General features: G+C 36.7%; 20 protein-coding genes. 16 read left to right on the forward strand and 4 right to left on the reverse strand.

Annotated features, from left to right (window positions below; genetic code table 11):
* Positions 1-14 precede the first annotated feature (14 nt).
* Complete coding sequence (locus tag B3D94_RS07800; RefSeq protein ID WP_069482384.1) at positions 15-917, reverse strand: ABC transporter permease; 903 nt, start codon at positions 915-917, stop codon at positions 15-17.
* A 181-nt stretch (positions 918-1098) separates the two neighbouring features.
* On the opposite strand from B3D94_RS07800, the gene B3D94_RS07805 reads away from it, so the two are divergent.
* From B3D94_RS07805 to B3D94_RS07830, 6 genes are all read left to right on the forward strand, one after another.
* A complete protein-coding gene (locus B3D94_RS07805; protein WP_291756309.1) occupies positions 1099-2658 on the forward strand; it encodes a glutathione ABC transporter substrate-binding protein in 1560 nt (519 codons plus the stop codon).
* A gap of 42 nt (positions 2659-2700) precedes the next feature.
* Positions 2701-3951: an amidohydrolase family protein gene (locus B3D94_RS07810; protein ID WP_291756311.1), complete on the forward strand. Its 1251-nt coding sequence runs from the start codon at positions 2701-2703 to the stop codon at positions 3949-3951.
* A complete protein-coding gene (locus B3D94_RS07815) occupies positions 3948-5159 on the forward strand; it encodes an amidohydrolase (RefSeq protein ID WP_069482381.1) in 1212 nt (403 codons plus the stop codon). Before B3D94_RS07810 ends, B3D94_RS07815 begins: the two co-directional genes overlap by 4 nt.
* 168 nt (positions 5160-5327) lie before the next feature.
* Complete coding sequence (locus B3D94_RS07820) at positions 5328-6233, forward strand: DMT family transporter (RefSeq protein WP_291756313.1); 906 nt, start codon at positions 5328-5330, stop codon at positions 6231-6233.
* A gap of 762 nt (positions 6234-6995) precedes the next feature.
* Complete coding sequence (locus B3D94_RS07825) at positions 6996-8264, forward strand: L-lactate MFS transporter (protein ID WP_025117501.1); 1269 nt, start codon at positions 6996-6998, stop codon at positions 8262-8264.
* Positions 8265-8532: 268 nt separating this feature from the next.
* Positions 8533-9225 (forward strand): AIM24 family protein, encoded by a 693-nt coding sequence (locus B3D94_RS07830; RefSeq protein ID WP_008176687.1) that lies wholly within the window; start codon positions 8533-8535, stop codon positions 9223-9225.
* Positions 9226-9268: 43 nt separating this feature from the next.
* On the opposite strand, the gene B3D94_RS07835 is transcribed toward B3D94_RS07830, so the two are convergent.
* Positions 9269-10519 carry an NAD(P)/FAD-dependent oxidoreductase gene (locus B3D94_RS07835; protein ID WP_291756317.1) on the reverse strand — a complete coding sequence of 417 codons (1251 nt, stop codon included), beginning with the start codon at positions 10517-10519 and terminating at the stop codon, positions 9269-9271.
* A gap of 287 nt (positions 10520-10806) precedes the next feature.
* Between B3D94_RS07835 and asnB the strand changes: the two genes are divergently transcribed.
* The 4 genes from asnB to B3D94_RS07855 all read left to right on the forward strand — a co-directional run bounded on the left by asnB (position 10807) and on the right by B3D94_RS07855 (position 16941).
* Complete coding sequence (gene asnB, locus B3D94_RS07840; RefSeq protein WP_291756319.1) at positions 10807-12654, forward strand: asparagine synthase (glutamine-hydrolyzing); 1848 nt, start codon at positions 10807-10809, stop codon at positions 12652-12654.
* A gap of 270 nt (positions 12655-12924) precedes the next feature.
* Positions 12925-14538 carry a putative polysaccharide biosynthesis protein gene (locus tag B3D94_RS07845; protein ID WP_193832892.1) on the forward strand — a complete coding sequence of 538 codons (1614 nt, stop codon included), beginning with the start codon at positions 12925-12927 and terminating at the stop codon, positions 14536-14538.
* 10 nt (positions 14539-14548) lie between these two features.
* Positions 14549-15262, forward strand: coding sequence for a pseudouridine synthase (locus B3D94_RS07850; protein ID WP_069482378.1), 714 nt, complete (start codon positions 14549-14551; stop codon positions 15260-15262).
* 161 nt (positions 15263-15423) lie between these two features.
* The gene (locus B3D94_RS07855) at positions 15424-16941 is read left to right on the forward strand and encodes a GGDEF domain-containing protein (protein ID WP_291756322.1); all 1518 of its coding nucleotides are present in this window, start codon (positions 15424-15426) and stop codon (positions 16939-16941) included.
* Between the two features lie 58 nt (positions 16942-16999).
* Here B3D94_RS07855 and B3D94_RS07860 read toward each other — a convergent pair whose 3' ends face one another.
* Both B3D94_RS07860 and B3D94_RS07865 read right to left on the reverse strand, forming a co-directional pair.
* A complete protein-coding gene (locus B3D94_RS07860) occupies positions 17000-18169 on the reverse strand; it encodes an MDR family MFS transporter (protein ID WP_193832890.1) in 1170 nt (389 codons plus the stop codon).
* Between the two features lie 327 nt (positions 18170-18496).
* Positions 18497-18718: a DeoR family transcriptional regulator gene (locus B3D94_RS07865; protein WP_004226074.1), complete on the reverse strand. Its 222-nt coding sequence runs from the start codon at positions 18716-18718 to the stop codon at positions 18497-18499.
* A 357-nt stretch (positions 18719-19075) separates the two neighbouring features.
* On the opposite strand from B3D94_RS07865, the gene pepV reads away from it, so the two are divergent.
* From pepV to B3D94_RS07895, 6 genes are all read left to right on the forward strand, one after another.
* Complete coding sequence (pepV, locus tag B3D94_RS07870) at positions 19076-20482, forward strand: dipeptidase PepV (protein WP_258270481.1); 1407 nt, start codon at positions 19076-19078, stop codon at positions 20480-20482.
* Positions 20483-20509: 27 nt separating this feature from the next.
* Positions 20510-21364, forward strand: coding sequence for a D-amino-acid transaminase (dat, locus tag B3D94_RS07875; RefSeq protein WP_069482374.1), 855 nt, complete (start codon positions 20510-20512; stop codon positions 21362-21364).
* 226 nt (positions 21365-21590) lie between these two features.
* A complete protein-coding gene (locus tag B3D94_RS07880; RefSeq protein ID WP_258270482.1) occupies positions 21591-22595 on the forward strand; it encodes a nuclease-related domain-containing protein in 1005 nt (334 codons plus the stop codon).
* 2 nt (positions 22596-22597) lie between these two features.
* Positions 22598-23533, forward strand: coding sequence for a diacylglycerol/lipid kinase family protein (locus B3D94_RS07885; protein ID WP_291756348.1), 936 nt, complete (start codon positions 22598-22600; stop codon positions 23531-23533).
* Positions 23534-23630: 97 nt separating this feature from the next.
* Positions 23631-24281 carry a tRNA (guanosine(46)-N7)-methyltransferase TrmB gene (gene trmB, locus B3D94_RS07890; RefSeq protein ID WP_258270484.1) on the forward strand — a complete coding sequence of 217 codons (651 nt, stop codon included), beginning with the start codon at positions 23631-23633 and terminating at the stop codon, positions 24279-24281.
* 11 nt (positions 24282-24292) lie between these two features.
* On the forward strand, positions 24293-25156 hold the full coding sequence (locus tag B3D94_RS07895; RefSeq protein WP_291756352.1) for a YtnP family quorum-quenching lactonase: 864 nt from the start codon (positions 24293-24295) through the stop codon (positions 25154-25156).
* Positions 25157-25234 lie beyond the last annotated feature (78 nt).

A 25234-nucleotide genomic window follows, 5' to 3' on the forward strand; every position in this document is an offset into this window, starting at 1 on the left:
ATAACTTCTCTCCTTTAATTTTTCATTCTTGGATCTAAAGCATCTCGTAAACCATCTCCGAATAGGTTAAATCCTAGAACAAGGATGGAAATCATAATACCTGGGAAAAGGGCCATATATGGGGCCGTAAAAAGAAAATCCCTACCATTTGATAGCATGGCACCCCATTCAGGAGATGGCGGTTGTGCACCTAATCCTAAGAATGACAGACCTGCAGCAGATAAAATGGCTGTTGCTAAACGCATAGATGCTTGGACAATAATAGGTGATAAAATATTCGGGAAGATATGTTTGATTAATATGGTCATATCATTCGCACCAAGTGTTTTAACAGCATCGATATATTCTAATTTTTTTACTTCCATTGTGGATCCACGTACAATACGGGCAAACATAGGGATCGAGAAGAAACCAACAGCAATAGTTACATTAATAAGACTTGGTCCCAATGCGCTGACAATCGCTAAAGCTAGTAATATACCTGGAAAGGCAAGCATGATATCTAAAATACGACTAATAATCGAATCAATCCATTTTCCATAGTAGCCAGAGATAAGGCCGAGGATTGTCCCAATTGTTCCACCAAATAACACGGCTGAAATACCAACACCAAGAGATAAACGGGAGCCATATAATATTCGACTTAAAATATCTCGTCCTTTGTCATCTGTACCCATTAAATGATCTAAACTGGGTCCTTGCAATTTTTGATCTAACTGAACATCGAATGGATCATAAGGAGCTATAATTGGCCCGATAAGAAACATCAAAATATATAGAAGAATGATGATCCCCCCTGCGACAGCAGCCTTATTTTTTTTGATTTTGTTTAGGAACGAGACAAGATTCTTTTTTCTAGAAGCCTTACGTGCATTCACTAAAACAGCATGGTCGATAGTAGTAGTTACTTTATCCATAATGAAACTCCTTTTCTATTTGATTTGATTTCAATTTAGTGAAAAGCGTAAAGAATGTAAATATTTCAGAAGGTATTAGTCAGAAAATTTAAAAAACAAGTAAAGATTTTAAAAAACAAGTGAATTTTATTTCTTTATAATTCGAAATGTAAGGACCAAAACACAAAAGGAGGAAATGTTTATGAAGAGAATGAAGCTTTTTTTATTGATGACACTAATTACTGTTCTAGTTTTGCAGGCATGCTCAACTGCTAGTAATAAGAGTGCTGAAGGTTCCAATGAGGGATCTAAAAGTGTAGGAGGAGAATTAGTTGTTTTAAGAGCATCAGATGCAACAAGCCTTGATCCTCACTTTATTACAGATATCCCTTCAGCGAATATTATTCATGGCAAAGTATATGAAACACTTGTTGCTTTTGATAGAGATCGTAAAATTGCTCCATTACTTGCAAAAGAGTGGGAACAAAAAGATGATGTCACATGGACGTTTACTTTAAATGAAGGCATTAAATTCCATGATGGAGCTGATTTTAATGCGGAGGCTGTAAAAGCTACATTCGATCGCATTTTAGATCCTGCGACTGGGTCACCGCAGCGTGATAAATTATCAATGATTAGTGAAGTAGTAGTAGATGATACGTATGTTGTCACGTTGAAATTAAAAGAGCCATATGCACCGCTTTTATCAATTTTAGCAAGTCAGGAAGGTAGTATGATCAGCCCGAAAGCTATTGCAGAAGCGGCAGATGAATTAGCAACACATCCAGTAGGGACAGGTCCATTTGTATTTGATTCTTGGAAATCAGGTCAAGAAATCACATTAAATTCAAACAAAGACTATTGGGGTACGGTACCAAAAGTAGATAAAGTAACATTTAAAGTAGTACCCGAGGATTCTACACGTTTAGCGATGATTGAAAGTGGAGAAGCGCATATCGCTGAGCAAGTACCAGTAACTGAAATCGATCGTATTGAAAATTCACCAACTATGAATCTATTCCGCGCAGAAGGATTGGCAGTAGAATTCATCGGTTTCAATGTGAAAGATGAACTGTTATCAGATGTTAAAGTACGTCAAGCAATTAGTTATGCAGTGGACCGTGAAGCAATTATTAGCGGTATTTATGATAATGTAGGCACACTTGCCAATTCCGCAATGAGTCCTAAAATTATCGGTTACTCTAGTGAAACAAAACCATATGATTATGATGTAGTAAAAGCAAAGGAACTATTAAAACAATCAGGTGTTAAAGAAGGAACAAAAGTTAAATTACTAACGAGCGACCGTAAAGAGCGTATTAATATGGCAGAGGTTATTCAATCTCAATTGAAGGGCATTGGTCTAGACGTTGAAATTCAAGTAATGGAATACGGCGCATTTATTTCTGAAATTACGAAAGAACAACACCAAATATTTATTAGTGGCTGGGGTAATGCAACTGGAGATGCTGATTATAACCAATTTAACCTATTCCATACGGCTTCTATGGGACCTCCAGGAAACCATTTCTACTATTCAAATCCAGAAATAGACAAGCTAATTGAGCAAGGACGTTCTGAATCAAATCAAGAGGCACGTAATGAAATCTACAAAAAAGCAATGCAAATGGAGTTAGATGATGCTGTGTATATTCCAGTTCGAAACTATGAGCATTTAGCTGTTTACAGTAATGCTGTCAAAGGGTTCTGGTTAGATGCATCAAACTATACGATGATCAGTGGCGTTGAAATTGTAGAATAATCAAACTTGGTGAAACCTAAAAATACCAATGAGGAGGAAACTATGAATAAATTACTGCTGAAAAATGTGAGATTAGAAGAGGCATTTGAGCAAGAAAATGAACGCATTGTTGCAACTCGTACTGCTATTTATGATGTTCTAATTGTAGATGGATATGTTCAACAAATAGATAAGAATATAGTAGTCGATGGCGATGTAGAGATAGTAGATGCTCAAAAGCAATTATTAGTACCATCTTTCCGAGAAATGCATATTCATATTGATAAAACTTATTTTGGTGGAGGGTGGCAGGCGCCAAGACCTATTACAAAAGGGATATTAACGCGTATCGAGGAAGAAAAAACACTGCTTCCTAAACAATTACCGACCGCGGCTTATCGGGCTGAGGAAATGGTTAAGTGGTTAATTTCACAAGGACATACACATATACGGTCGCATTGTAATGTGGACCCACAAATTGGGACCAAGCATATTGAAATTACAAAGCAAGTGTTAGAAAAATATCAAGATCAAATTACTTATGATATTGTGGCTTTCCCACAGCATGGTTTACTGCGCTCAAATGTGGAAGGACTAATCCGTGAGGCGATGGCAATGGGCGCAACGCTTGTTGGAGGAGTTGACCCATCCATAGTAGATAGAAATATTGAGAAGTCATTGCAAACAACGATGGCTATTGCTCAAGACTATCAGGCAGGGATTGATATTCATATTCATACAGCTAATACTTTAGGTGAATTTGAATTTTATAAACTAATCGAATTAACAAAACAGGCGAAAAAAGAAGGACAAGTTACGATTAGTCATGCAATGGCGCTTGCAGATTTAGAACAATCGAGATTAGAGAACTTAGTTCAGGCGATGGCTGCTGTTCAAATGGATGTTACAACAACGGTACCAACCGATATTAATCGCTCGACAATACCGATTCCGTACCTTTATAACAATGATGTAAAAGTTTCTATTGGACATGATAGTTTAACTGATCATTGGTCTCCTTATGGTACAGGAAACACCATTATGAAATTAAATGTAATGGCGGAGAGATTCCGTTTTATTGATGAATATTCATTAAGTCGCGCTTGGAAATATGCTTCAGGTGGCATTACACCATTGAATGATGTAGGAGAACGTGTTTGGCCACAGGTTGGTGATAAAGCCAATATGCTTTTAATAGATGGAATTAGTACGGCGCATGTTGTAGCAAGAAGATGCCCTATTTCTACAGTTATTTCACAAGGACATATTATTCACCAACAGGAAGTTGGAGAGTTGAAAGGAGAATACAGATGAAGCACTGGCTTACAAATGTTCTACTTGAAACAGGAGAATATCTAAAAGAAAATGATACTGTCGGTACAAAGGTGGAGCTTTTTCACCTTGAAATTACGGATGGCTTTATTTCTCAAATTGTACCAGCAACAGAAACAATTGATTCTCTAGATGAAATAACAGATATGAAAGGGAAGCTGCTATTACCAGCTTTTAAAGAAATGCATAATCACTTAGATAAGACATACTTATCTTTACCGTGGAAAGCATGCGTACCTGTAAAGAACTTAAAAGAACGCTTGGATCGTGAAGCACAAGAATTATCGGTCCTTGCAACGACTGGGAAACAACGAGCAGCAGCCATGATTGAGAAAATCCTCAAAAATGGTGCCAATCATATTCGTACACATGTCAATATTGATCCTTACATTGGCTTAAAAAACTTAGAGGGTGTACTAGGAGCACTGGAAGAGTATAAAGATGTTGTGACATCAGAAGTTATTGCCTTTCCACAGCATGGCTTACTAAGAGACGATGTGCCTAAATTATTACGTGAAGCCTTACGTAATGGGGCAACGATGATTGGTGGGCTAGATCCTGCTGGCATTGATAATTCGATTGAGCCTTCTCTTTATGAAGTAATGAATATCGCACAAGAATTTAACGTAGATGTTGATATTCACCTACATGATAGTGGTCATGTTGGTTATTATACAATCGATAAATGGATCGATATGGTAGAGGATGCAAACTATCAAGGGAGAACGGCTATTAGTCATGCTTTTTCTCTTGGAGATGTATCAGCTTTGGAACAGCATAAAATTGCAGATCGTCTAGCACAACAGCAAGTAAAGATTATGTCAACGGTGCCATTTGATTTGAGACGATTAATCCCACCGATTGATTTACTAACAGAGCATGGAGTAGATGTTCACTTTGGTTGTGATGGTTTTTATGATTCATGGAGTCCATATGGCTCGGGAGATATTTTAGAAAAAGCAACGACTTTTGCAGACAATACACGTAAGCTAGATGAGCGTTCTATTCGACAAACATTAAAATACATTACAAATGGTGTCACACCATTGGATGCCAATGGTCAAAAGGTTTGGCCAAACGTGCAAGATGAAGCAAGTTTTGTTTTCTTTGACGCCGTTTCAAGCGCTGAAGTCATTGCTCGTAAACCATCAAAACGGGTGGTTATGTCAAAAGGCAAGTTTATCCATTAAGTATCAATCTAAATCCCCCTTATTTAGATAACATAGCAAACTAGAGATTTTCTAGTTTGCTATACTTATGTTTTAATAGTTAGGAAGAAATACAAGAAAGGGAAGTAGATTTTTAAAAGAGTTGATCATTAACTATGTAGAAGTCTCTTATATACAGGTGCAATAAATATGAAGCAACTAACGATCTATTTGATATTATTTAGCTGTGTATTTTTTTGGGCTAGTAACTTTATTATTGGCTCTATTTTAATTGACCATTGGTCTCCAATCATGGTTGCCATTTTTAGATTAATGGTCATTGTCCTATTTTTAGGCTGCATTAGTTGGAAGGCTATTATCCGTACAACGTTTACACGCAATGACCTACTGTTGCTGATCATTGCAGGAATACTAGGTGTTTCCATCAATCACTATAGCTTTTATGCAAGTCTTCAGCATACCTCTCCTATTACCGCGGCATTAATTTTAGCCTGCGCACCAATTGTCACATCTTTACTTAATAAAATGATTTATCATGAATCACGAAACGGTATCTTTTGGTTAGGGGCAATCATTTCATTTATAGGGGTTGGCCTCATCATTACTAAAGGAGCCTTCATCACGATTTCTATTGGGAAGGGCGAGGTGCTAAGTTTAATTACGATGTTAAGCTTTGCCTTATTCCTTATTATTGTGAATCATCTCAGTTTGAAATTGTCAGCACAGTCCATCACTTTTTATACAAATTTAATCGGTTTGCTGGTACTTATACCATTTTCGGTGACGATGTGGACACGAACAAATTGGCAAGTAACATACCCTTATTGGATGCTGCTCATTTTATCAGCGGTTATTATTCATGGAATTAGTAATTTACTTTGGAATCAAAAAATGAAGGAGATTGGCTCAACGAATGCTTCGCTATTATTGAATTTTGAGCCAGCTATCGCTATGCTGTTAAGTGCGATTTTTTTAAAGCAATTTCCTACAACTGTCCAAATATACGGCTCCTTATTGATTTTATTAGGAATTCTACTGTGTATTTACTATAAGGAAATAAGAACTTTACTTTTTATGAAAAGAAAAACGACTTAAAAAATCTATTATTTTGTACAGTATGTTGGAAATATTTCTAGCATGCTGTTTTTTTGTATATGTTTTGTTTTTTCACAAAAATAATATTTCGTGAAAAATGGACTTGTTCTAGCATATTTATAACCTGATAGAAGAATGGGGTTATGATTTAGAGTGTTGACCATTCAATTTTAGTTGAAAAAAATTTATATTTAAATAATAAAAATGAAGAAAAATTGAAAGCGGTTTAAAAATTATACATTCACTGTATTGTTATAAAAATATTTTTTTACAATTTTAAGTAAAAAAAGAAGTGTTATTACATTTTTAAGTTTATTTTTAAAAATAAAAATTCTGTCCGTTTCTGTTCTAAAATTCTCTATTATTCTAAAAATTTCTACATAATATCGAATGCATTTGCTGCATTTCAAGTGTTATGGCCATCCTATTAGAAATGGTAAAATGAGACGTATGCATCTAGTGAATGTGAAATTATGCACAAAAATAATTATATTAATATAATTTGTTGTTATTTGTAAAATAGAGTAGAAAAGTAATAATAGCTAAAAGTTGTTATGTTTTTTGTAAGATAAACGCTGTTCTGCTTAGAGACTGTAAGGTTTATTTGATGAAAAACATTAATAGAAAAACAAAATACTTTTTGGAGAAATAATATTTTTTAGAAAAACATCTTGCATTTGAATAATTCTAAGTGGTAAATTGTTTTACATGGACGTTCATAGAATTTTCACAGGTAGCAAAAGAGGGGAGAAATGAGAATTTATGAATAAAAATAGATGGTTAATTGCATTATCTGCAATCGCTATTCACCTTTCAATCGGTGGAGCCTATGCATACAGTGTATACAAGCTACCGATTGTCACAGAAATGGGATGGAGTGAAACAAAGGTAACGGTTGCCTTTACCATTATGATGGGGCTTGCTGGGTTTTCAGCTGCATTATTTGGTAGTTTAGTAGAGAAAATGGGACCACGTAAATCGGCGATGGTAGCAGCTGTCTTATTTGGAGCAGGACAAGCTGGTGCAGGTGTTGCGATTTCAATGGATTCTGTCGTGTTGTACTGGTTAACATATGGCGTACTTAGTGGATTAGGTATGGGGATTGGTTATATTGCGCCAGTATCAACGCTTGTAAAATGGTTCCCAGATCGACGAGGCCTAGCAACAGGGATGGCCGTACTTGGTTTTGGATCTGGTGCACTGATTACAGCGCCAGTCGCAGCCAACTTAATGGAGGCAGTTGGCATCTCTACAACATACTTTATTTTAGGGGCAAGTTATTTCACGTTAATGATTTTAGGGGCTTCTTATATAGCGCCGCCTAAGCCTGGTTATATGCCAGCTAATATGAAGGCAGCAGCAGATAACGGCAAAGAAGTAGTAAAAAAAGATTTAGCAGTTATGTCAGCACGTGAGGCTGTCAAAACAAAGCATTTCTGGATGCTATGGTCTATGCATTTAGTCAATGTTACAGCAGGAATTATGATGATTTCTGTTGCTTCACCAATGGCGCAGGAAATTGTTGGGTTATCAGTTGCAGGAGCAGCAGCGATGGTAGGAATCATGGGGTTATTTAATGGTGGTGGTCGTTTAATTTGGGCCGCTGTGTCTGATTATATTGGGCGTTCAAATGTTTTTGTTATTTTCTTTACAGCACAGCTAATTACATTTATCGTTTTACCACATACAACGAACGTGATTATTTTCCAAGCACTTATTTTCTTAGTCGTTAGTTGCTATGGTGGAGGGTTCTCAAATTTACCTGCTTTTGCAAGTGATTTATTTGGAACGAAGCAACTTGGTGTTATTCATGGTTATTTATTAACAACTTGGTCATTGGGTGGTATTTTCGGACCGTTGTTAGTAAGCACAATTAAAAATGCTTATGGAAGCTATATTCCTGTATTCTATGTATTTGCAGGATTAATCGCTGCTTCATTAATCATTTCAATAACATTACGTGCTGATGTACGTAAACAAACTGCTTTAAAAGCGGCACAAAATGTTGGAGACGTTTCCGCTACTCAATAATATATTTTTGCGATAACTGTATAAGTGTCATTTCGCACATGGCACTTATATAGTTATTTTTTTGTATTGATTGTTATATAACAATTATCTGTTCCTTGTTTAATGTATAACAGTGCATATCTGGTGTCAATACCATTACTGGAAATAAAAAGATTTCGTTATTAAAAGAGAAAATTTATAACGAAAGACAAGATAAGGGATAAACAGCTAAAATTTGAATCTTTTCTCAAAAGTAATCGTATATAAAGTAATTAGGGAGGGATCTACTATGGGGAAATTTTCTTTAGATGAATTTGTTCATAAAACACAGCAGGATGATCAAGAAAATGATTATTTTGAATTGGAAACTGAGCGTGTATTAGAGGTTAATTTAAACGGTGAAGTATGGTCCAAAATGGGCGCAATGATTTCCTATACAGGAGACATTAAATTTGAACGTGAGCGCGTATTGGAGCACGGACTTGGTAAGATGTTTAAAAAGGCTTTAACAGGTGAAGGTACACAATTGATGAAAGCGAGCGGAAAGGGCAGACTTTATTTAGCCGATCAAGGTAAGAAAGTAACCGTCTTTGATTTGAAAAACGACAGTCTTTGTGTAAATGGGAATGATCTACTTGCTTTTGAGCCTAGCATTAACTGGGATATACGTTTAATGCGAAAAATGGCTGGCATCATGTCAGGCGGTTTATTTAATGTAACGTTACAAGGGACAGGGAAAGTAGCGATTACAACACATTTCGAACCATTAACATTATTAGTAAAACCAGGTGAAACGGTTTATACTGACCCACATGCTACTGTCGCGTGGTCAGGTAATTTAACACCTGAGTTTAAAACAGATATCAGCTTCCGTACATTTATCGGTCGTGGGAGTGGCGAATCAATCCAGATGGCGTTTTCGGGTGAGGGCTTTGTCATTATCCAACCATTTGAAGAAGTATATATGTCTAGTGAAAGCTAAAAAAGCGTGTCCGTTTTGTTCGGACACGCTTTTTCTTCTATTGTTATAAAGCCGCATTCATTCCTGCAATACGTCCCGTTACAAGGGCGGAGGTAATATTATAGCCTCCCGTATAGCCGTGAATATCCAGGATTTCACCACAGAAGAATAGTCCTTCTTTTCTCTTTGAAGCCATTGTTTTTGGCTCAATTTCTTTTACGGAAACACCACCGCCTGTAACGAATGCTTTATCAAGTGATTGCGTGCCGCTTACTGTCAAAGTGAAGTTAACGAGTAAATGAGCTAGCTGACGAATTTTATCTTGAGATAATTCAGCATCCGTTACTTGTACATCGATATTTGCCTGTTCACATAAAAATAATAGCCAACGTTCAGGGGCGATGCCTTTCCAAACATTTTTCACAGCTTTTTTAGGGTCCTCTTTAATCAACTTATTTAAATATTGTAGACATGTTTCTTCATTATAATTAGTTAAAGTTTGTATACGCATTGTCACGGGCTCGTAGCCTGTTTTCATTAATTCTTTTACAACGAATTGGCTACAGCGTAAAACGGCAGGTCCGCTTAAGCCAAAGTGTGTAAAGAGCATGTCCATTTGATGGGTAACGAGTACTTTACCTTTTTTGTTTAGTACAGAGACAGCAACATCGCGTAAGGCTAGCCCCTGTAGTTCACGTGCTTGAATAAAGTCCTCTTTCGATATAACAGGGACTTCTGTTGGGAATAATGTTGTGATTGTATGGCCAGCCCGCTCTGCCCATGGATAGCCATCACCTGTCGATCCCGTTTGTGGGACAGCCTTGCCACCAACGGCCACAATGACTGCTTGGCTACGAATTTCGGAGCCATCTGCAAGACGGACACCGAGAATTTTTTCTTCATCCATAACAAGCTTGTTAACGGCTGTGTGTAAACGAACTTCAACATGTAAACGTTGAAGCTGACGAATTAGCGCATCGACAACATCTTGTGCCCGGTTAGATATAGGAAACATTCTACCGTGATCCTCTTCTTTTAGAGCGACACCAAGCCCTTCAAAAAATGCGATAATATCTTCATTATTATAAACGGTAAAAGGACTATAAAGAAAACGACCATTACCGGGGATATGCTTCACGATTTCTTCAACAGGCAAACGATTAGTCACATTACAGCGCCCACCACCAGAAATGGCTAGTTTTTTGCCAAGTTTTGCACCTTTTTCTAACAATAAAACTTTCTTTTTCCGCTCTCCAGCAGCAATCGCCGCCATTAAACCAGATGGGCCACCACCGATCACGATTACATCATACATAGTTAGAAACTCACTTTCTTTTCAATTTAGGAATCTTTCCTATTATACATGAAGTCTATATAGAGTAGGGGCTTCTTTGACATTGAAAATAATAGCAAAGTGTTTTATAATTCTTTATCCATTACTTCGTATAGAAGGGTATTTTATAGTAGAATGAAACACAATAAATTTTGTTATACAATTATATCGATGAAAGTTTCCTTTATTAGCATTGTCAGCATGAAATGAATGTCTTTTCATGCTATTATGGTAAAGGTTATGCACTAAATTATGAGGTGAAAAATAGAATGTGCGGATTTATAGGTTATATTAATGGAACAAATGTGATTGATCATCATCAAACAATTGAAAATATGATGAATACAATTATTCACCGCGGGCCAGATAGTGGTGGTATTCACAGTGACGATACAGTAACGTTAGGATTCAGACGATTAAGTATTATTGATTTATCAGATGTAGCGAATCAACCATTATATAGTGAAGACGGCAATATCGTGCTTGTATTCAATGGTGAAATTTTTAACTTCCAAGAGCTACGTGCAGATCTTATTGAAAAAGGACATACCTTTAAAACGCAATCAGATAGTGAAGTTATTATTTATGGCTATGTAGAATACGGTGTAGACTTTGTGAAAAAGCTACGTGGTATGTTTGCTTTCTGTATTTGGGATAAAAAGAATGATTTACAATTCATTGCTCGTGATGGTTTTGGTATTAAACCATTGTATTACTCTGAACATACAACAGATGGTACGTTTATTTTTGGCTCTGAAATTAAATCATTTTTACCACATCCTTCATTTATTAAAGAATTAAATAAAAAGGCATTACGTCCTTATTTAACATTCCAATATTCTGCGATGGATGAGACATTCTTTAAAGGGGTCTTTAAATTACCACCAGCACACTATATGCTTATTCAAAATGGCAAAAAGCAAATTGTGCAATATTGGGATAAAAAATTCCATGCAAAAGAAGCTTCCATTGAAAAATACATTGAAGAAATTCGATCAACTGTTAAAGAATCAGTGGAAGCACATAAAATCAGTGATGTAAAAGTTGGTTCATTCTTATCAGGTGGTATTGACTCAAGTTATATTACGTCTTTATTACGTCCAGATAAATCATTCTCAGTTGGGTTTGCTGACTATGAAGATATGTTTAATGAAACGAACCTAGCAAAGGATTTATCAGATACGTTAAATATTCAAAATGAACGTAAATATATTACGGCAGATGAGTGCTTTGAAGCTCTTCCAAAAATCCAATGGCATATGGATGAGCCACAATCGAACCCTTCTTCTGTACCTCTGTACTTCCTTTCAGAGCTAGCCTCTAAAGATGTAACAGTTGTACTATCAGGTGAAGGCGCGGATGAAATTTTTGGTGGCTACTCTTGGTATCAAAACTCAGGAAGAATGCAAAAATATGAAAAACTTCCATGGGGTGTTCGTAAAACGTTACGTGGAATAGCGGAAGGTCTGCCTAAAAGCCAATATACGAACTTCCTTATTAAAGGTGGTCAAACGGTAGAGGAACGCTTTATAGGGGAAGCTGTAGTTTGGGATGAAGTAGATGCGATTAATGTATTAAAACCTGACTATAAAAATGCGCCATCTGTAAAATCTATTACAAAACGTATTTATGACGAAGTACCAGGCGAAGATGATGTGACGAAAATGCAGTACTTAGATTTAAATCTTTGGATGCCAGGCGATATTTTATTAAAAGCTGACAAGATGAGTATGGCGCATTCGATTGAACTACGAGTACCATTCTTAGATAAAGAAGTAATGGAATTAGCTAAAAATATTCCATCTCAATATCGTGTCAACGACATTGATACAAAATATGTTCTACGCCAAGCTGCACATCAAGAATTACCAGAAGAATGGGCTAAACGTCCAAAACTAGGCTTCCCAGTGCCAATTCGTCACTGGTTGCGTGAAGAAAAGTACTACAACAAGGTAAAAGAAATGTTTACTACTGACTTTGCCGATGAATTCTTTGATACAAAACAATTAGTTGGCTATTTAGATGAACACTATGAAGGAAAAGCAAACCGCGGCCGTTATATTTGGACAGCCTATGTATTCCTAGTGTGGTATAAAAAGTTCTTTGTGGACATGTAATAAAGAAATGGGCTTTAATCGGTGGGGGTTTTTGTAATCCTCACCGATTATTTTCAGGTCTTTTTTCATCAAGTATACTTTTTAATGAACTTTTTGATGATTTTATGCGTCTCATTTCCTATAAATATGTTAAGATTACAGTTGGTTTACTTATGAAACTTTCGAGTGACAGCGCTTGCATGTTGTGACTTTAAAAAAACGAAAAGATTTTTATAAGTATACCTGAAAGTATAACTATAATATTGATTTTACAATGAATGGATGGGTATGATGTCCAATTTAATGAAAGGTACTGCGATATTAACATTGGGGATGTTTTTATCTAAGGTGCTCGGATTAATTTATATTTTTCCGTTTTATGCAATTGTCGGAGAGAAAAATATCGCTCTCTATCAATATGCATACATCCCTTATTCTATTATGCTGGCAATCGCCATATCAGGTGCGCCCATTGCTGTTTCCAAATTTGTTTCTAAATACAATGCAATGGGGGATTATCAATCAGGTCGAAAGCTGATGAAATCAGGCATACTCATTATGATGATGACAGGTTTTGCTGCATTTATTGCACTCTTCTTCCTGGCTACACCTATAGCAGGATTAGTGATTAAGAGTGAAGAACAAGTTTTTACAGTAGATCAGATTGCTTCGGTCATAAGATGGGTTAGTTTTGCCTTAATTGTTGTACCATTTATGAGTCTTTGGCGAGGTTTCTTCCAAGGCTATGACAAAATGGAGCCTACCGCAGTTTCACAATTAGTGGAGCAAATTGTGCGAATTGTCGTGTTACTAGGCGGTTCCTTCATCGTGGTTGTTGTGTTCAAAGGTAAGCCAGAGACTGCCATTTCTTTTGCAGTATTTGCAGCCTTTATAGGAGCGATTGGTGGCTTAGGTGTTCTTTATTATTATTGGAAAAAATATCAGCCTGAATTTAACTTATTACGCAGTCAAAGTGTAACCTCTACACAGCTGCCAATGTCCAATATTTATAAAGAAGTTATTACCTACTCCATACCAATGGTGTTTGTAGGTGTAGCCAATCCACTATTCCAATTAGTCGATATGCTTACATTTAATGGGGCTATGACATCCATTGGCTTAGCTGAGGTGACAGATACCTATTTATCGATGATTAACTTTATGACACATAAGGTTGTCATCATTCCTGTCATGCTAGCAACAGGTTTTTCAATGGCGCTTGTCCCGACAATTACAAAATATTACACTCAGGGCGAATATTTATCGCTACGTCATGCGATGGATAAAACCTATCAAATTTTAATCTTCATTACATTGCCAGCTGTAGTTGGTATTTCTCTATTAGCAAATGAAATTTATTTTATGCTGTATTCTGAAAGTGAAATGGGTTCGATGATTTTAGCCCATTATGCACCTGTTGCCATTTTATTTGCGTTATTCCAAGTAACAGCTGCCCTATTACAAGGAATTGATTTTCAAAAATGGATTGTCTTCAGCTTATTATCAGGTATTTTCGTTAAGCTAGCGCTAAATATCCCGTTAATCCGTTTGTTGGAGGCAGATGGCGCTATTGTAGCAACTGCAATCGGGTATAGTGTATCTATTATTATTAATATTCTTGTGTTACGTAAAACGTTAAATTATCGATCAGAGATGGTCGTTCGACGTGTTGTGTTAATCGCATTATTGACTATGGCAATGGCGATTAGTGTGTTGATTGTCCATAAGTTACTGGAATTACTAATGGGTCCAGTTGATAGTAAATTCTCAGCATTACTGTTCTCTGTTATTTGTGCAGTTGTTGGCGTAGCTGTCTATGGCTTTTTGTCACTCCGTATAGGTTTAGCACAGAAGCTATTAGGTGAACGATTGACTCGTATTATGAGCAAGCTGGGAATGAAATAGGAGTGGTAAGATGCGTTTAGATAAATTACTTGCAAATATGGGATATGGCTCACGGAAGGAAGTTAAGCAGCTATTAAAGCAAAAAGCTGTCACAGTAGATGGAGCTTCTGTCAAAGATGCTGCTATGCATGTCGACCCAGAACAGCAAAATGTGTCCGTCTATGGAGAGCGTGTCGTTTATACAGAGTTTGTCTATTTTATGATGAATAAACCACCAGGTGTTATTTCTGCAACAGAAGACTTAAGAGATGAAACAGTTATTGACCTATTGGAGCCATTAGACCAGCATTTTAAACCTTTTCCGGTTGGCCGACTCGATAAAGATACAGAAGGCTTACTGGTATTAACGAATGATGGTATACTAGCTCATAATTTATTGTCTCCTAAAAAACACGTGCCAAAGGTTTATTACGCACATATTGAAGGTGTTGTAACGGAAGAGGACGTAGAGAAATTTGCAGATGGCGTGGAGCTAGATGATGGGTATATGACAAAGCCTGGAAAGCTTGTTATTCTAAAATCTGCGCCACAATCTGAAATTGAGCTAACAATTCAGGAGGGCAAATTTCATCAGGTGAAGCGGATGTTTGAATCTGTAGGTAAACGTGTAACCTATTTAAAGCGTATATCTATGGGGAATCTAAAATTAGACGATCATCTGGCGTTAGGAGAATATCGTGAGCTAACTGCAGAAGAATTAAACTGCTTACAAAATACCCCTTAACATGTTCCCCGATGCTAACTTAGCATCGGGGATTTTTTATATACAGCCTTGTGACAGTAACTGTATAATATGTAATGAGTTATCTTAATATAGTGAAGAAACGTATTATTGTCTAAAATATTTTTAAAAAATGATGGTGAAAATAAGTAGAGGGCCAATAAATGAAGAACCTGCGAATTAAATTATTACTATCTTTAATAGCTTTTGCAGTTATACTTGTTGCTGTAATTTCAAGTGTGAATAGGCAAATATTAGTTGATGATATAGAAGAACAAGTTGCCAGGAATAGAGTGTTAATAGAAAATCATATTCTTACAGATATGCGAACAGTAGATAATGCTCATTTATATTTTGATGAAAACATGTCAGACAAAATGGAGCAGGAACTGAGAGCTTTAAAAAACTATTATCGTGAGAATCCGAATGTTGCTGTATGGGATTTACAACAAATGAAAAATAAACATGATATGGATATATACATAGTAGATCAGACTAATACAGTGATATACACAACATTTGATAAAGATATTGGTTTCAATTTTTCTAAGTGCTGTCAGCGTTTTTCTGCATTATTGGATGAAAGACGTGCGAGTGGGGAATTTTTCACAGATGGAATAGACATTTCTACAACTACAGGAAAATACAGGAAATTTGCCTACCTTGCTACACATGATAAGAAATATCTTCTTGAACTAAGTATAGACTTATTAAAAAATCCAGTCTTTCAAACTTTTAATTTTGAGAAAACTTCAGAATATTTGGTAGCGAAATACGTTGATTTAGTAGAAGTGCAAACGATTAGTGCTGGTGGGGTTTTCTTTAATGATTCAAAATCGAAGCGGATCACAGTTCAAGAACAATCCGAACAGTTTCAGAAATATTTTGAGCTAGCAAGGAAGAAGCTGCAGCCTGTCGAGTATCAAAAAGCAATTAATCAGGGTTATATTGAAACGCATCTTTTTTTACCCTATGAAGCAGAGACGGTCAGAGGGGAGTCTTCCAAAAGAATTGTTTATGTGAAATATGCTAATTTCACAAAAATGGAAGCGCTTCGAAAAAACGCAAAACAGTTTTGGGTTTTACTAGCCATTGCTTTAGTTACTGCCTTTGTAATGCTGTCAGTTATTAATAAAATACTCTCTAAAACAATCTATCTCGCCACTTTTGATCCGTTAACAGGTGTTTATAATCGTGCGACCTATATTCGAAAAATGGATAGCTTACTAAAGAAACGAAAAATAAATAGGCCTGGATTATTGTTAATCGATTTAGATAATTTTAAACAAGTAAATGATCAATTTGGCCATGCGGAAGGCGATCATATCTTAATTGGAACGGCCAAAATCTTAAAAAAAGTAGTGAAAAAAGATGGTTTTGTCGTAAGATTTGGTGGAGATGAATTTGCCATTGTTTTGTATGATACAACAGAGCATCATATGCAACAGATAGCAGATGCCATTTTGGTGCAAATAAGGACTCTCAAATTGGAAGGTCATGCTATTGAGAAATGGTCGGTACTATCAGTGAGTATGGGAGGGGCTATTTATCATCATCCCGAAGATTCAGAAATGATCTTATTTGAGCGAGCGGATCAAGCACTATATCAATCGAAAAATGCTGGTAAAGACCAATACTCTAGCTACAACGAAGTCGCTGCTGACAAAGATGGCAAGATTTGAAAAAACGCCCCATTCTATAAATAGCAAAATGAGCTATTGGATAGATATGGAGCGTTTTTTAATGTGTTGATGTTTTAGATCGATAAAAGATACAACTACATAATACAAGGACAGCTATAATTGCAAACATGGCATCTATATAGTGTGTTAATAGCCAACCTCCTATAATGGGTCCGATAAAGCCCCCTAAATTTTTAAATTGCGCAGCGCCAAGGTAGGTCGCTTTTTGAGTGTCAGGCGCAATTTCATCAATCATGACATTCATTGTAGGGAAGGCAAAGATTTCTCCAATCGTAAAAATAATCATCGCGATGATATAGAGCGTATAGTTGTCGGAGAACCCGAACATGAATAGTCCGATAGCAAAAAACAGAATACCGACTAATAAAGTCGCGGATGATGAAAATCGTTCAGACACAATACTAATAGGCAATTGTAATAATAAGACGACCGCTGCATTGAGTGAAATCAATAGGGAATACAGTTTTGTCCCATTTTCAACGGTTAATTCAATGATTTGTGGCAATGTCGAATCAAATTGAGAGTATCCGATATTGATAAGGATCGCCCCCAAAATAAAGCTAAGTAACACACGATTTGTTAAAAGAATTGTGAAAGTGTGCAAAATTTTTGTTTGCGTAACAGCTTTTTGTTGTTGCATTTGATAACGATTTAACACGAAAAATAAAAATATGGCGTAAATAATATACATAATACCTGTTAGCATAAAGGGGATACTAGGACTTGCTAACTGCGAGATATAGACACCTATTATTGGACCAATGACTGCGGCAATATTAATGGCCGTGTAACGTAATGAAAAAAGTCTTTTCCGTTTATCAGCAGGTGTAAAGTCAATCATTAATGCCTGAGTGGAAGGCTCAAAAAATGAGCGACAAAGACCGTTCAAGGCGTTGAATAGAATAAATAACCAAACCGTATGGACAGTGGCAAAGCCGAAGAAAACGAGGCTCCACACAATGATCGTTAATAAAATGATGCTTTTCCTTCCGAAACGATCCGTTAAATATCCACCGAAAAACCCGCCAACAGTAGAAATAAGGGGTGCAATCCCAATCGTCAATCCAATTTGTAAAGGAGAGGCTTCAATTTCATTATGTAAATAAATAGCTAAAAAAGGCATTGCCATAAAGCTTGCAATACGTGTGAAAACTGTTCCACCCAAAATGATCCAAACTAATGGATGAAACAAATTTGACAGTTTCATAAAAAATCCTCCTCTCAACAATTTAGAATGTTTCGAGTTTAACGGATTGTTAAGCAACTGTAAATAGTCAAAATATTCTCAGGAGATACGTTTCAGTGAAGTTACACTAGAAATGACTGAACGAGCTTCATTTTATTTAAAGGAGCAAGAAGGGCTTTCAAGATATTATCTTATTCCCACTGCCAATGAAACATCAAAATAATGATGGTCTTCGATTTATCCAACAGGATAAACAATATCTAATAATCTTCTAGCAACAAAAAAAGAATGACCCCGACGAAAGGTCATTCTTTTCCATACACAATGCTTTACGCATTCTACGTAAAACTAAGACGTCAATTTTACTTTTTTCTTCGTCGTTGTCCATCTGCCTCGACTTGGACTCGTCACCAAATCGTTAAAGGCTAACACGTTCAAATCTCTTTGAACGGTGCGAGGAGTGATACTAAACTCTTCGACTAAATCCTGTGTAGACACGGTTCCTTTGTCTAAAATAAACATGTACACGTCTTTAATACGATTAAGCATTCGATCAGTAGTTGGTTTCATTAAATGAACCACTCCTTCATCTTAATTCTCTTGGCAAAGACTAGCGGACGACAATATGTGCGGAGTGCACTTAGGCTATTAAGTAGCTGCCTTAGACATCCCCTTTTCTAATTTTTATGGTCAGAAGAATTATTCTGATAACTTCATTATATAGAAAAACTACATGATTTTCTAGTGAATGCAATAGAAATTTACAATAGAAACATAAAATTTTTACTGTATTTTGTGGGAATACGTGAAAAACATGCTATATGTGGTAGTGTCAGTAGAAGTTGCTGAAAATAGTTGTCAGAAAGAAGATTGTCATATATGTTGTAAGGTGTAGAATAATGTTAATACTTGAAGGAGGTACATGGTATGAATTGGTTACAGGCTGCAAAAGAAAGGCAAGATGAATTAGTACAAGAGTTACAGGAGCTTGTGCAAATTAATAGTATTCTTGATGAGGATACGAAAACTACTGAGATACCTTTTGGTAATGGTCCACTTCAAGCGCTTGAATGGCTACTAGCAAAGGGCCAAAAAGAAGGGTTACTAACGAAAAATGTTGATAACTATGCTGGACATATCGAAATGGGTGCAGGTGAAGAATTATTAGGTATTTTATGTCACGTTGATGTTGTTCCAATTGGAGATGAAGCTGATTGGACATATCCACCATTTAGCGGCACTGTAGCCGATGGTAAGCTGTATGCACGTGGTGCAATTGATGATAAAGGCCCTACAGTTGCGGCATGGATGGCCATGAAACTTGTCAAAGATGCAGGTATTCAATTAGATAAAAGAGTGCGAATGATCGTTGGTACGGATGAAGAAACAGGGTTCCGCTGTGTCGACCACTATTTCAAACAGGAAGAAATGCCGTCAATCGGTTTTGCCCCCGATGCAGATTTCCCGCTCATTAATGCTGAGAAAGGCATTGCAGAGCTTGTGTTCTCTCAAAATAAAGTGGGTGATGCAACGAAAGAACAACTACTATTATTTAATGCAGGAAAGCGCCCAAATATGGTACCAGATTTGGCCCAAGCTAAAGTTCAGCATGTATCAGCGCAATTCGAACAGAATTTTCAAACATTTTTAAGCAAAAATCAGCTAGATGGCTCTTTATTAATGGAGGACTCTCGCTATATAATAACTATCAAAGGTAAAGCAGCCCATGCAATGGAACCAGAAAAAGGTGTCAATGCAGCTGTTTATCTTGCTGCGTTTTTACAACAAGAGTTGACGACAGAGACAAGTAATCAATTTGTCGACTTTATCGCAGATGTTTTTTATCAGGATCATTATGGCCATCAGCTTGAATTACAATTCGAAGATGCCATGTCTGGTCATACGACGTTAAATCCAGGCATTGTTAGCTATGATGTTAGTAAAGGTGGCAGTTTAGTAATTAGTATGCGCTATTCTGTGTCCTATCCATTCGATGAAAAAATTACAGAGGCTCAACGTTTAGTTGTAAAAAGAGGATTTTCATTAGATATTCAAGACGACTCCAAGCCTCATTATGTCAGTGAAGATGATCCATTTATCCAAACATTAGCGTCCATTTATAGACGTCAATCAGGTGATACAGAAACACCGTTATTATCTACAGGTGGTGGGACGTATGCACGTGTGCTGAAAAAAGGCGTGGCATTTGGCATGTTATTCCCTGGGGAGCAGGATGTGGCGCATCGGGCGGATGAGTTTGTAGTGGTTGAAAATCTTGTAAAAGCAGCGGCTATTTATGCGGAAGCAATTGTTGAGCTTGCGGGAAAAAAATAACATAAAGACGAAAAGGATGAACGGAAAATGGCATATTCATTATGGAATGATCAAATTGTTGAAGAAGGATCTATTGCAATCTCACCAGAAGACAGAGGTTATCAGTTCGGTGACGGTATTTATGAAGTAATCAAAGTATATAACGGAAATATGTTTACAGCACAAGAGCACATTGATCGTTTCTATGCGAGCGCCGAAAAAATACGCCTTGTTATTCCTTATACAAAAGATGTTTTACACAAATTACTACATGAGCTAATCGAAAAGAATAATTTGGAAACAGGACATGTTTATTTTCAAATTACTCGTGGAGCTAACTCCCGTAATCACGTTTTCCCGGATGCAAGTATTCCAGCAGTATTAACTGGTAATGTAAAAGCGGGTGAACGAGCATATGAAAACTTTGAAAAGGGTGTTAAAGCCACTTTTGTTGAGGATATTCGTTGGTTACGTTGTGACATTAAATCTTTAAACCTGCTTGGTGCAGTTTTAGCAAAACAAGAAGCTGCTGAAAAAGGTTGCTATGAAGCGATCTTACATCGCGGAGATATCGTGACAGAATGCTCTTCAGCAAATGTTTACGGCATTAAAGATGGAAAACTTTATACACATCCAGCTAATAATTTCATCTTAAATGGTATTACACGTCAAGTTATTTTAAAATGTGCGGAAGAAATTAATTTACCCGTAATCGAAGAGCCAATGACGAAAGCGGATTTACTAACAATGGATGAAATCATTGTGTCGTCTGTATCTTCTGAGGTTACGCCAGTCATTGATGTGGACGGCAACCAAATTGGTGCTGGAGTTCCAGGTGAATGGACTCGTCAATTACAGCAAACATTTGAAGCGAAATTACCACTTTCAATCAATACAAAATAAAAGACCTTGTAGGGAACTATCTGTATGGATAGTTCTCTTTATTTATGGTGTAATGTTAGGTCTCGTCATGTAAAATGAAAAGGATAGTAGCATAATCTTACAGATTGAAATTTGTAGAAAAAATGTCGATGTAATGAATACATAAGAATGCATGACTCTTTTATCTTAAGCAATTGAAAAAAGAGAGAACTAACGAGATGGTAAGGAAGAATGGAGTGACCTTTACATGGCACAATTAGTGAAAATACAAGATTATATTTCTCGCTATCAAATTGACTTAGCAAGATATCCTACACAATTTGTACGCTTGAAGAAAAGCCAATGGGATCGCATTAAGCGTCAATGGGAATTGGGAGAAGATATAAGCGAGTGGCAACATATTGATAATGAGACGGAAACGGATACTTTCGAGGAGAAAGAGCGATTTTCCTTTATTAAAAAAATATTTACAGGACGACAAAAAGAAGCAGCAGAAGACGTGGAAGATATAGAAATATCAAACGAGCTCATAAGTAGCGAGGATACCATTCCAGAAGAAGAAACAACACTAACATTTGAACCTAAGATTGTGTATGCTCCGCAATCCATTCATGAATTGAAGCGAATGTTTATTGATCAATTCTTCCATTTCCAAATGAAATGGGCTAGTTCAACATTACGTGAAAAATCATATGTAGATCCTCGCTTCATGCGTGACTCGTTACTACGTACTTTATTACAAACATTACCAGATAATTTCTTGTTGTTTTATTATCCTATACTACAAATAAGAAAAGCACCGATTGAGCTTGATGTCGTGTTAATGTCTCCAACGGAGTGTATTTGTATTACCGTTTTGGAAGCAGATAATCAAGCCGTATATGTTGGAGGAAGTGATCGCTTTTGGATGAAAAAGGTGGGGACAAAGGATTCTAAAGTTCTGAATCCAACGATAAACTTAGCCCGTATGGAATCGGTACTATCCCAATTGTTTAAAGAAGAGAATATAGATATGCCTATTAGAAAAGTTGTATTAACTCGAAATGGTTATTTTGATTATCCGGGTTCACCGTATGGGGTTCGTTTTGTTGATCGCCGAAATTACGGAGAATGGATGGAGCATTTGCGAAAGGCCTCCTCTCCAATGAAGCATATGCAAATACGTGCGGCTCAAGCGATTCTAAATACTGTACAAACTACTTCGTTTAATAGAGATATTTGGCAGCAAGCTCCACAAACAACAGAGGATTGAGTATGCAAATTTTATTTATTGTCAATGAAGCTGCAGGGAATGGAAAAGGTAAGAAAGTATGGTCCCAACTTCGAAAGCAGCTAACGATAGACTATGAAGTGGCTTTTACGGAATATGAGGGACATGGACGAGAACTTGCCAAACAATGGGCACGACAACAGCAGGATCAAAAATTACTGATAGTTGTTGGTGGAGATGGCACTATCCATGAGGTGTTTAGTGGTGTTGTACATAATGAATTTATAGTGCTTGGTGTGGTTCGTGCTGGCTCTGGTAATGATTTTGCGCGTTCGTTTTCCACATTTTACAATGCTCAGCAAATCGAGGACTATGTAATGAATGCTTCTACGGCCTATACAAAAATAGATGCGGGAAGCATTCAGCTCAGCAATAGATGGGATGAAATCTTTGTCAACAATGCTGGCATAGGCTTTGATGCTTATGTAACAAAATCGATTAATACATCTCGCCTTAAATTTTACCTCAATAAAATAGGATTGGGTAAGCTGTCATATGCTATTGCTGTCATTAGAGGCTTATTTAGCTTTGAATGTTTTAACGTCACGATACGTTCCGATCATCAAGAGTGGCAATTTCAACGAGCATGGTTTGTCGCCATGTGCAATCAGCCATATTTCGGCGGAGGTATGAAAATATCACCAGATGCAAAAGCAGATGATGGTCGAGTCGATATTACAATCGTCCATGATATTTCGCGTCTAAAATTATTACTTATTTTTGTTACTGTTTTTTTTGAAAAGCATACGAAATTTAAAGAAATCACATTTTTACAAGGACAACATTTCGATATTATCGTGAATGACCACAAGGTTGATTGTCATATGGATGGTAATTATAGTGGACGTGTTCATCAGGGTTCTACCATCCACTGTACAGTGCAACAGAGTGCATGGAACATAATGACAAAGAGTTCTTAAATAATATCATTGCGCAATAATTTTATGCGAATGTAAGAGGAATACGTTATACTATAAAAAAATCAATAATTTTATAAGAAAGAAATGAGGAACAATAGTGAGATTAAGAAATAAGCCTTGGGCAGAGGAAATGATTACAAATCATCCAGAGGTAATCGTTCCGAATCCTGAAGACTTTAAAGGAAATTGGCAGGCTGTTTTCGGAAATGACAACCCAATTCATATTGAAGTTGGTACTGGAAAGGGACAATTTGTTACGGGAATGGCTTTGCAAAATCCAGATATTAATTATATAGGGATTGAGCTTTATGATAGTGTAATCGTTTGTGCATTAGAGAAAGTTCTAGAAGCAAAATCTCCAGCCAATTTACGTTTGCTTAAAGTAAATGGCGCTGATTTAAATAAATTCTTTAATAAAAATGATGTAGCACGTGTATATTTGAATTTCTCAGATCCTTGGCCAAAAACACGTCATGCCAAAAGACGTTTGACGCATGGGGATTTTTTGAAATTATATGAGTCGATTTTGGTGGATAATGGGGAAATCCATTTTAAAACGGATAACCGTGGTTTGTTTGAATTTTCATTAATCAGTATATCTGAATATGGTATGTTACTAAAATATGTATCACTCGACCTACATGCAAACATGCCAGAGGATAATGTGATGACTGAATATGAGCAGAAATTCTCTGCCAAAGGACAGCCGATTTATCGCTTAGAGTCGCAATTTATTACTAAATTGTAGGGGGAATATGGATGGATCAGTTACAGTTTCACAATATGACATTATCATGGCTTAACGGGGGTGTTACGTGCCTAGATGGTGGTGCGATGTTTGGAGTGGTACCGAAACCACTTTGGTCGCGCAAATATCCAGTCAACGAAAAAAATCAAATTGAATTACCAACAGAACCAATTCTTATTCAATATGAGGGCAAAAACTATCTTATTGATACGGGTGTTGGCTTTAATAAATTAAATGAAAAACAGCTAAGAAACTTTGGTGTAACTGAGGAATCTTCGTTAGCGGATAGTTTACAAGAGCTTGGCTTAACGACAGCAGATATTGATGCGGTGCTAATGACACATTTACATTTTGATCATGCTGGTGGTTTAACTCAGTGGCAAGATGATGTGCTTGTGCCTACTTTCCCAAATGCTAAAATTTTCGCGACAAAAATTGAATGGGATGAGATGCGTAACCCAAATATTCGCTCGAAAAATACGTACTGGAAAGAAAATTGGGAGCCTGTGCAGCACTTAGTTGAAACCTATGAAGGTATGTTGGAAGTAGCACCAGGAATCGAGCTGATTCATACAGGTGGGCATAGTGAAGGACATGCTGTAATTAAACTTACCCAACAAGGCGAAGTACTTTTGCATATGGCAGACATTATGCCTACTCATGCTCATCAAAATCCATTATGGGTTTTAGCTTATGATGACTATCCAATGACAAGTGTTTTTGCCAAAGAGCGTCTTATGAAAGAAGCTCTTGCCAATAACTATGGCTTTATTTTCTACCATGATGCCTATTACCGCATGATTAAATGGGATGAAACTGGGAAAGAAATCAAGGCTAAGCTCGAACGTAGTAGACAAGCTGTTATTCCATTCTAACAATTACGAGGTAGTTGACATGTAAAATGTCGATACCTCGCTTTTTTGTTCGTGATGATGATAGAAAATATGATACAC

It is taken from the genome of Lysinibacillus sp. UBA5990 (assembly GCF_002429815.1).
Lineage (GTDB): Bacteria > Bacillota > Bacilli > Bacillales_A > Planococcaceae > Lysinibacillus > Lysinibacillus fusiformis.

Coding starts and splice junctions, on each gene's coding strand:
- B3D94_RS07855 (WP_291756322.1), top strand. CDS start 15,424: ATGAAGAACCTGCGAATTAAATTATTACTATCTTTAATAGCTTTTGCA.
- B3D94_RS07860 (WP_193832890.1), bottom strand. CDS start 18,169: ATGAAACTGTCAAATTTGTTTCATCCATTAGTTTGGATCATTTTGGGT.
- B3D94_RS07845 (WP_193832892.1), top strand. CDS start 12,925: ATGTCCAATTTAATGAAAGGTACTGCGATATTAACATTGGGGATGTTT.
- pepV (WP_258270481.1), top strand. CDS start 19,076: ATGAATTGGTTACAGGCTGCAAAAGAAAGGCAAGATGAATTAGTACAA.
- B3D94_RS07885 (WP_291756348.1), top strand. CDS start 22,598: ATGCAAATTTTATTTATTGTCAATGAAGCTGCAGGGAATGGAAAAGGT.
- B3D94_RS07835 (WP_291756317.1), bottom strand. CDS start 10,519: ATGTATGATGTAATCGTGATCGGTGGTGGCCCATCTGGTTTAATGGCG.
- B3D94_RS07880 (WP_258270482.1), top strand. CDS start 21,591: ATGGCACAATTAGTGAAAATACAAGATTATATTTCTCGCTATCAAATT.
- B3D94_RS07815 (WP_069482381.1), top strand. CDS start 3,948: ATGAAGCACTGGCTTACAAATGTTCTACTTGAAACAGGAGAATATCTA.
- B3D94_RS07895 (WP_291756352.1), top strand. CDS start 24,293: ATGGATCAGTTACAGTTTCACAATATGACATTATCATGGCTTAACGGG.
- B3D94_RS07850 (WP_069482378.1), top strand. CDS start 14,549: ATGCGTTTAGATAAATTACTTGCAAATATGGGATATGGCTCACGGAAG.
- B3D94_RS07805 (WP_291756309.1), top strand. CDS start 1,099: ATGAAGAGAATGAAGCTTTTTTTATTGATGACACTAATTACTGTTCTA.
- B3D94_RS07830 (WP_008176687.1), top strand. CDS start 8,533: ATGGGGAAATTTTCTTTAGATGAATTTGTTCATAAAACACAGCAGGAT.
- asnB (WP_291756319.1), top strand. CDS start 10,807: ATGTGCGGATTTATAGGTTATATTAATGGAACAAATGTGATTGATCAT.
- dat (WP_069482374.1), top strand. CDS start 20,510: ATGGCATATTCATTATGGAATGATCAAATTGTTGAAGAAGGATCTATT.
- B3D94_RS07810 (WP_291756311.1), top strand. CDS start 2,701: ATGAATAAATTACTGCTGAAAAATGTGAGATTAGAAGAGGCATTTGAG.
- B3D94_RS07865 (WP_004226074.1), bottom strand. CDS start 18,718: ATGAAACCAACTACTGATCGAATGCTTAATCGTATTAAAGACGTGTAC.
- B3D94_RS07800 (WP_069482384.1), bottom strand. CDS start 917: ATGGATAAAGTAACTACTACTATCGACCATGCTGTTTTAGTGAATGCA.
- B3D94_RS07825 (WP_025117501.1), top strand. CDS start 6,996: ATGAATAAAAATAGATGGTTAATTGCATTATCTGCAATCGCTATTCAC.
- B3D94_RS07820 (WP_291756313.1), top strand. CDS start 5,328: ATGAAGCAACTAACGATCTATTTGATATTATTTAGCTGTGTATTTTTT.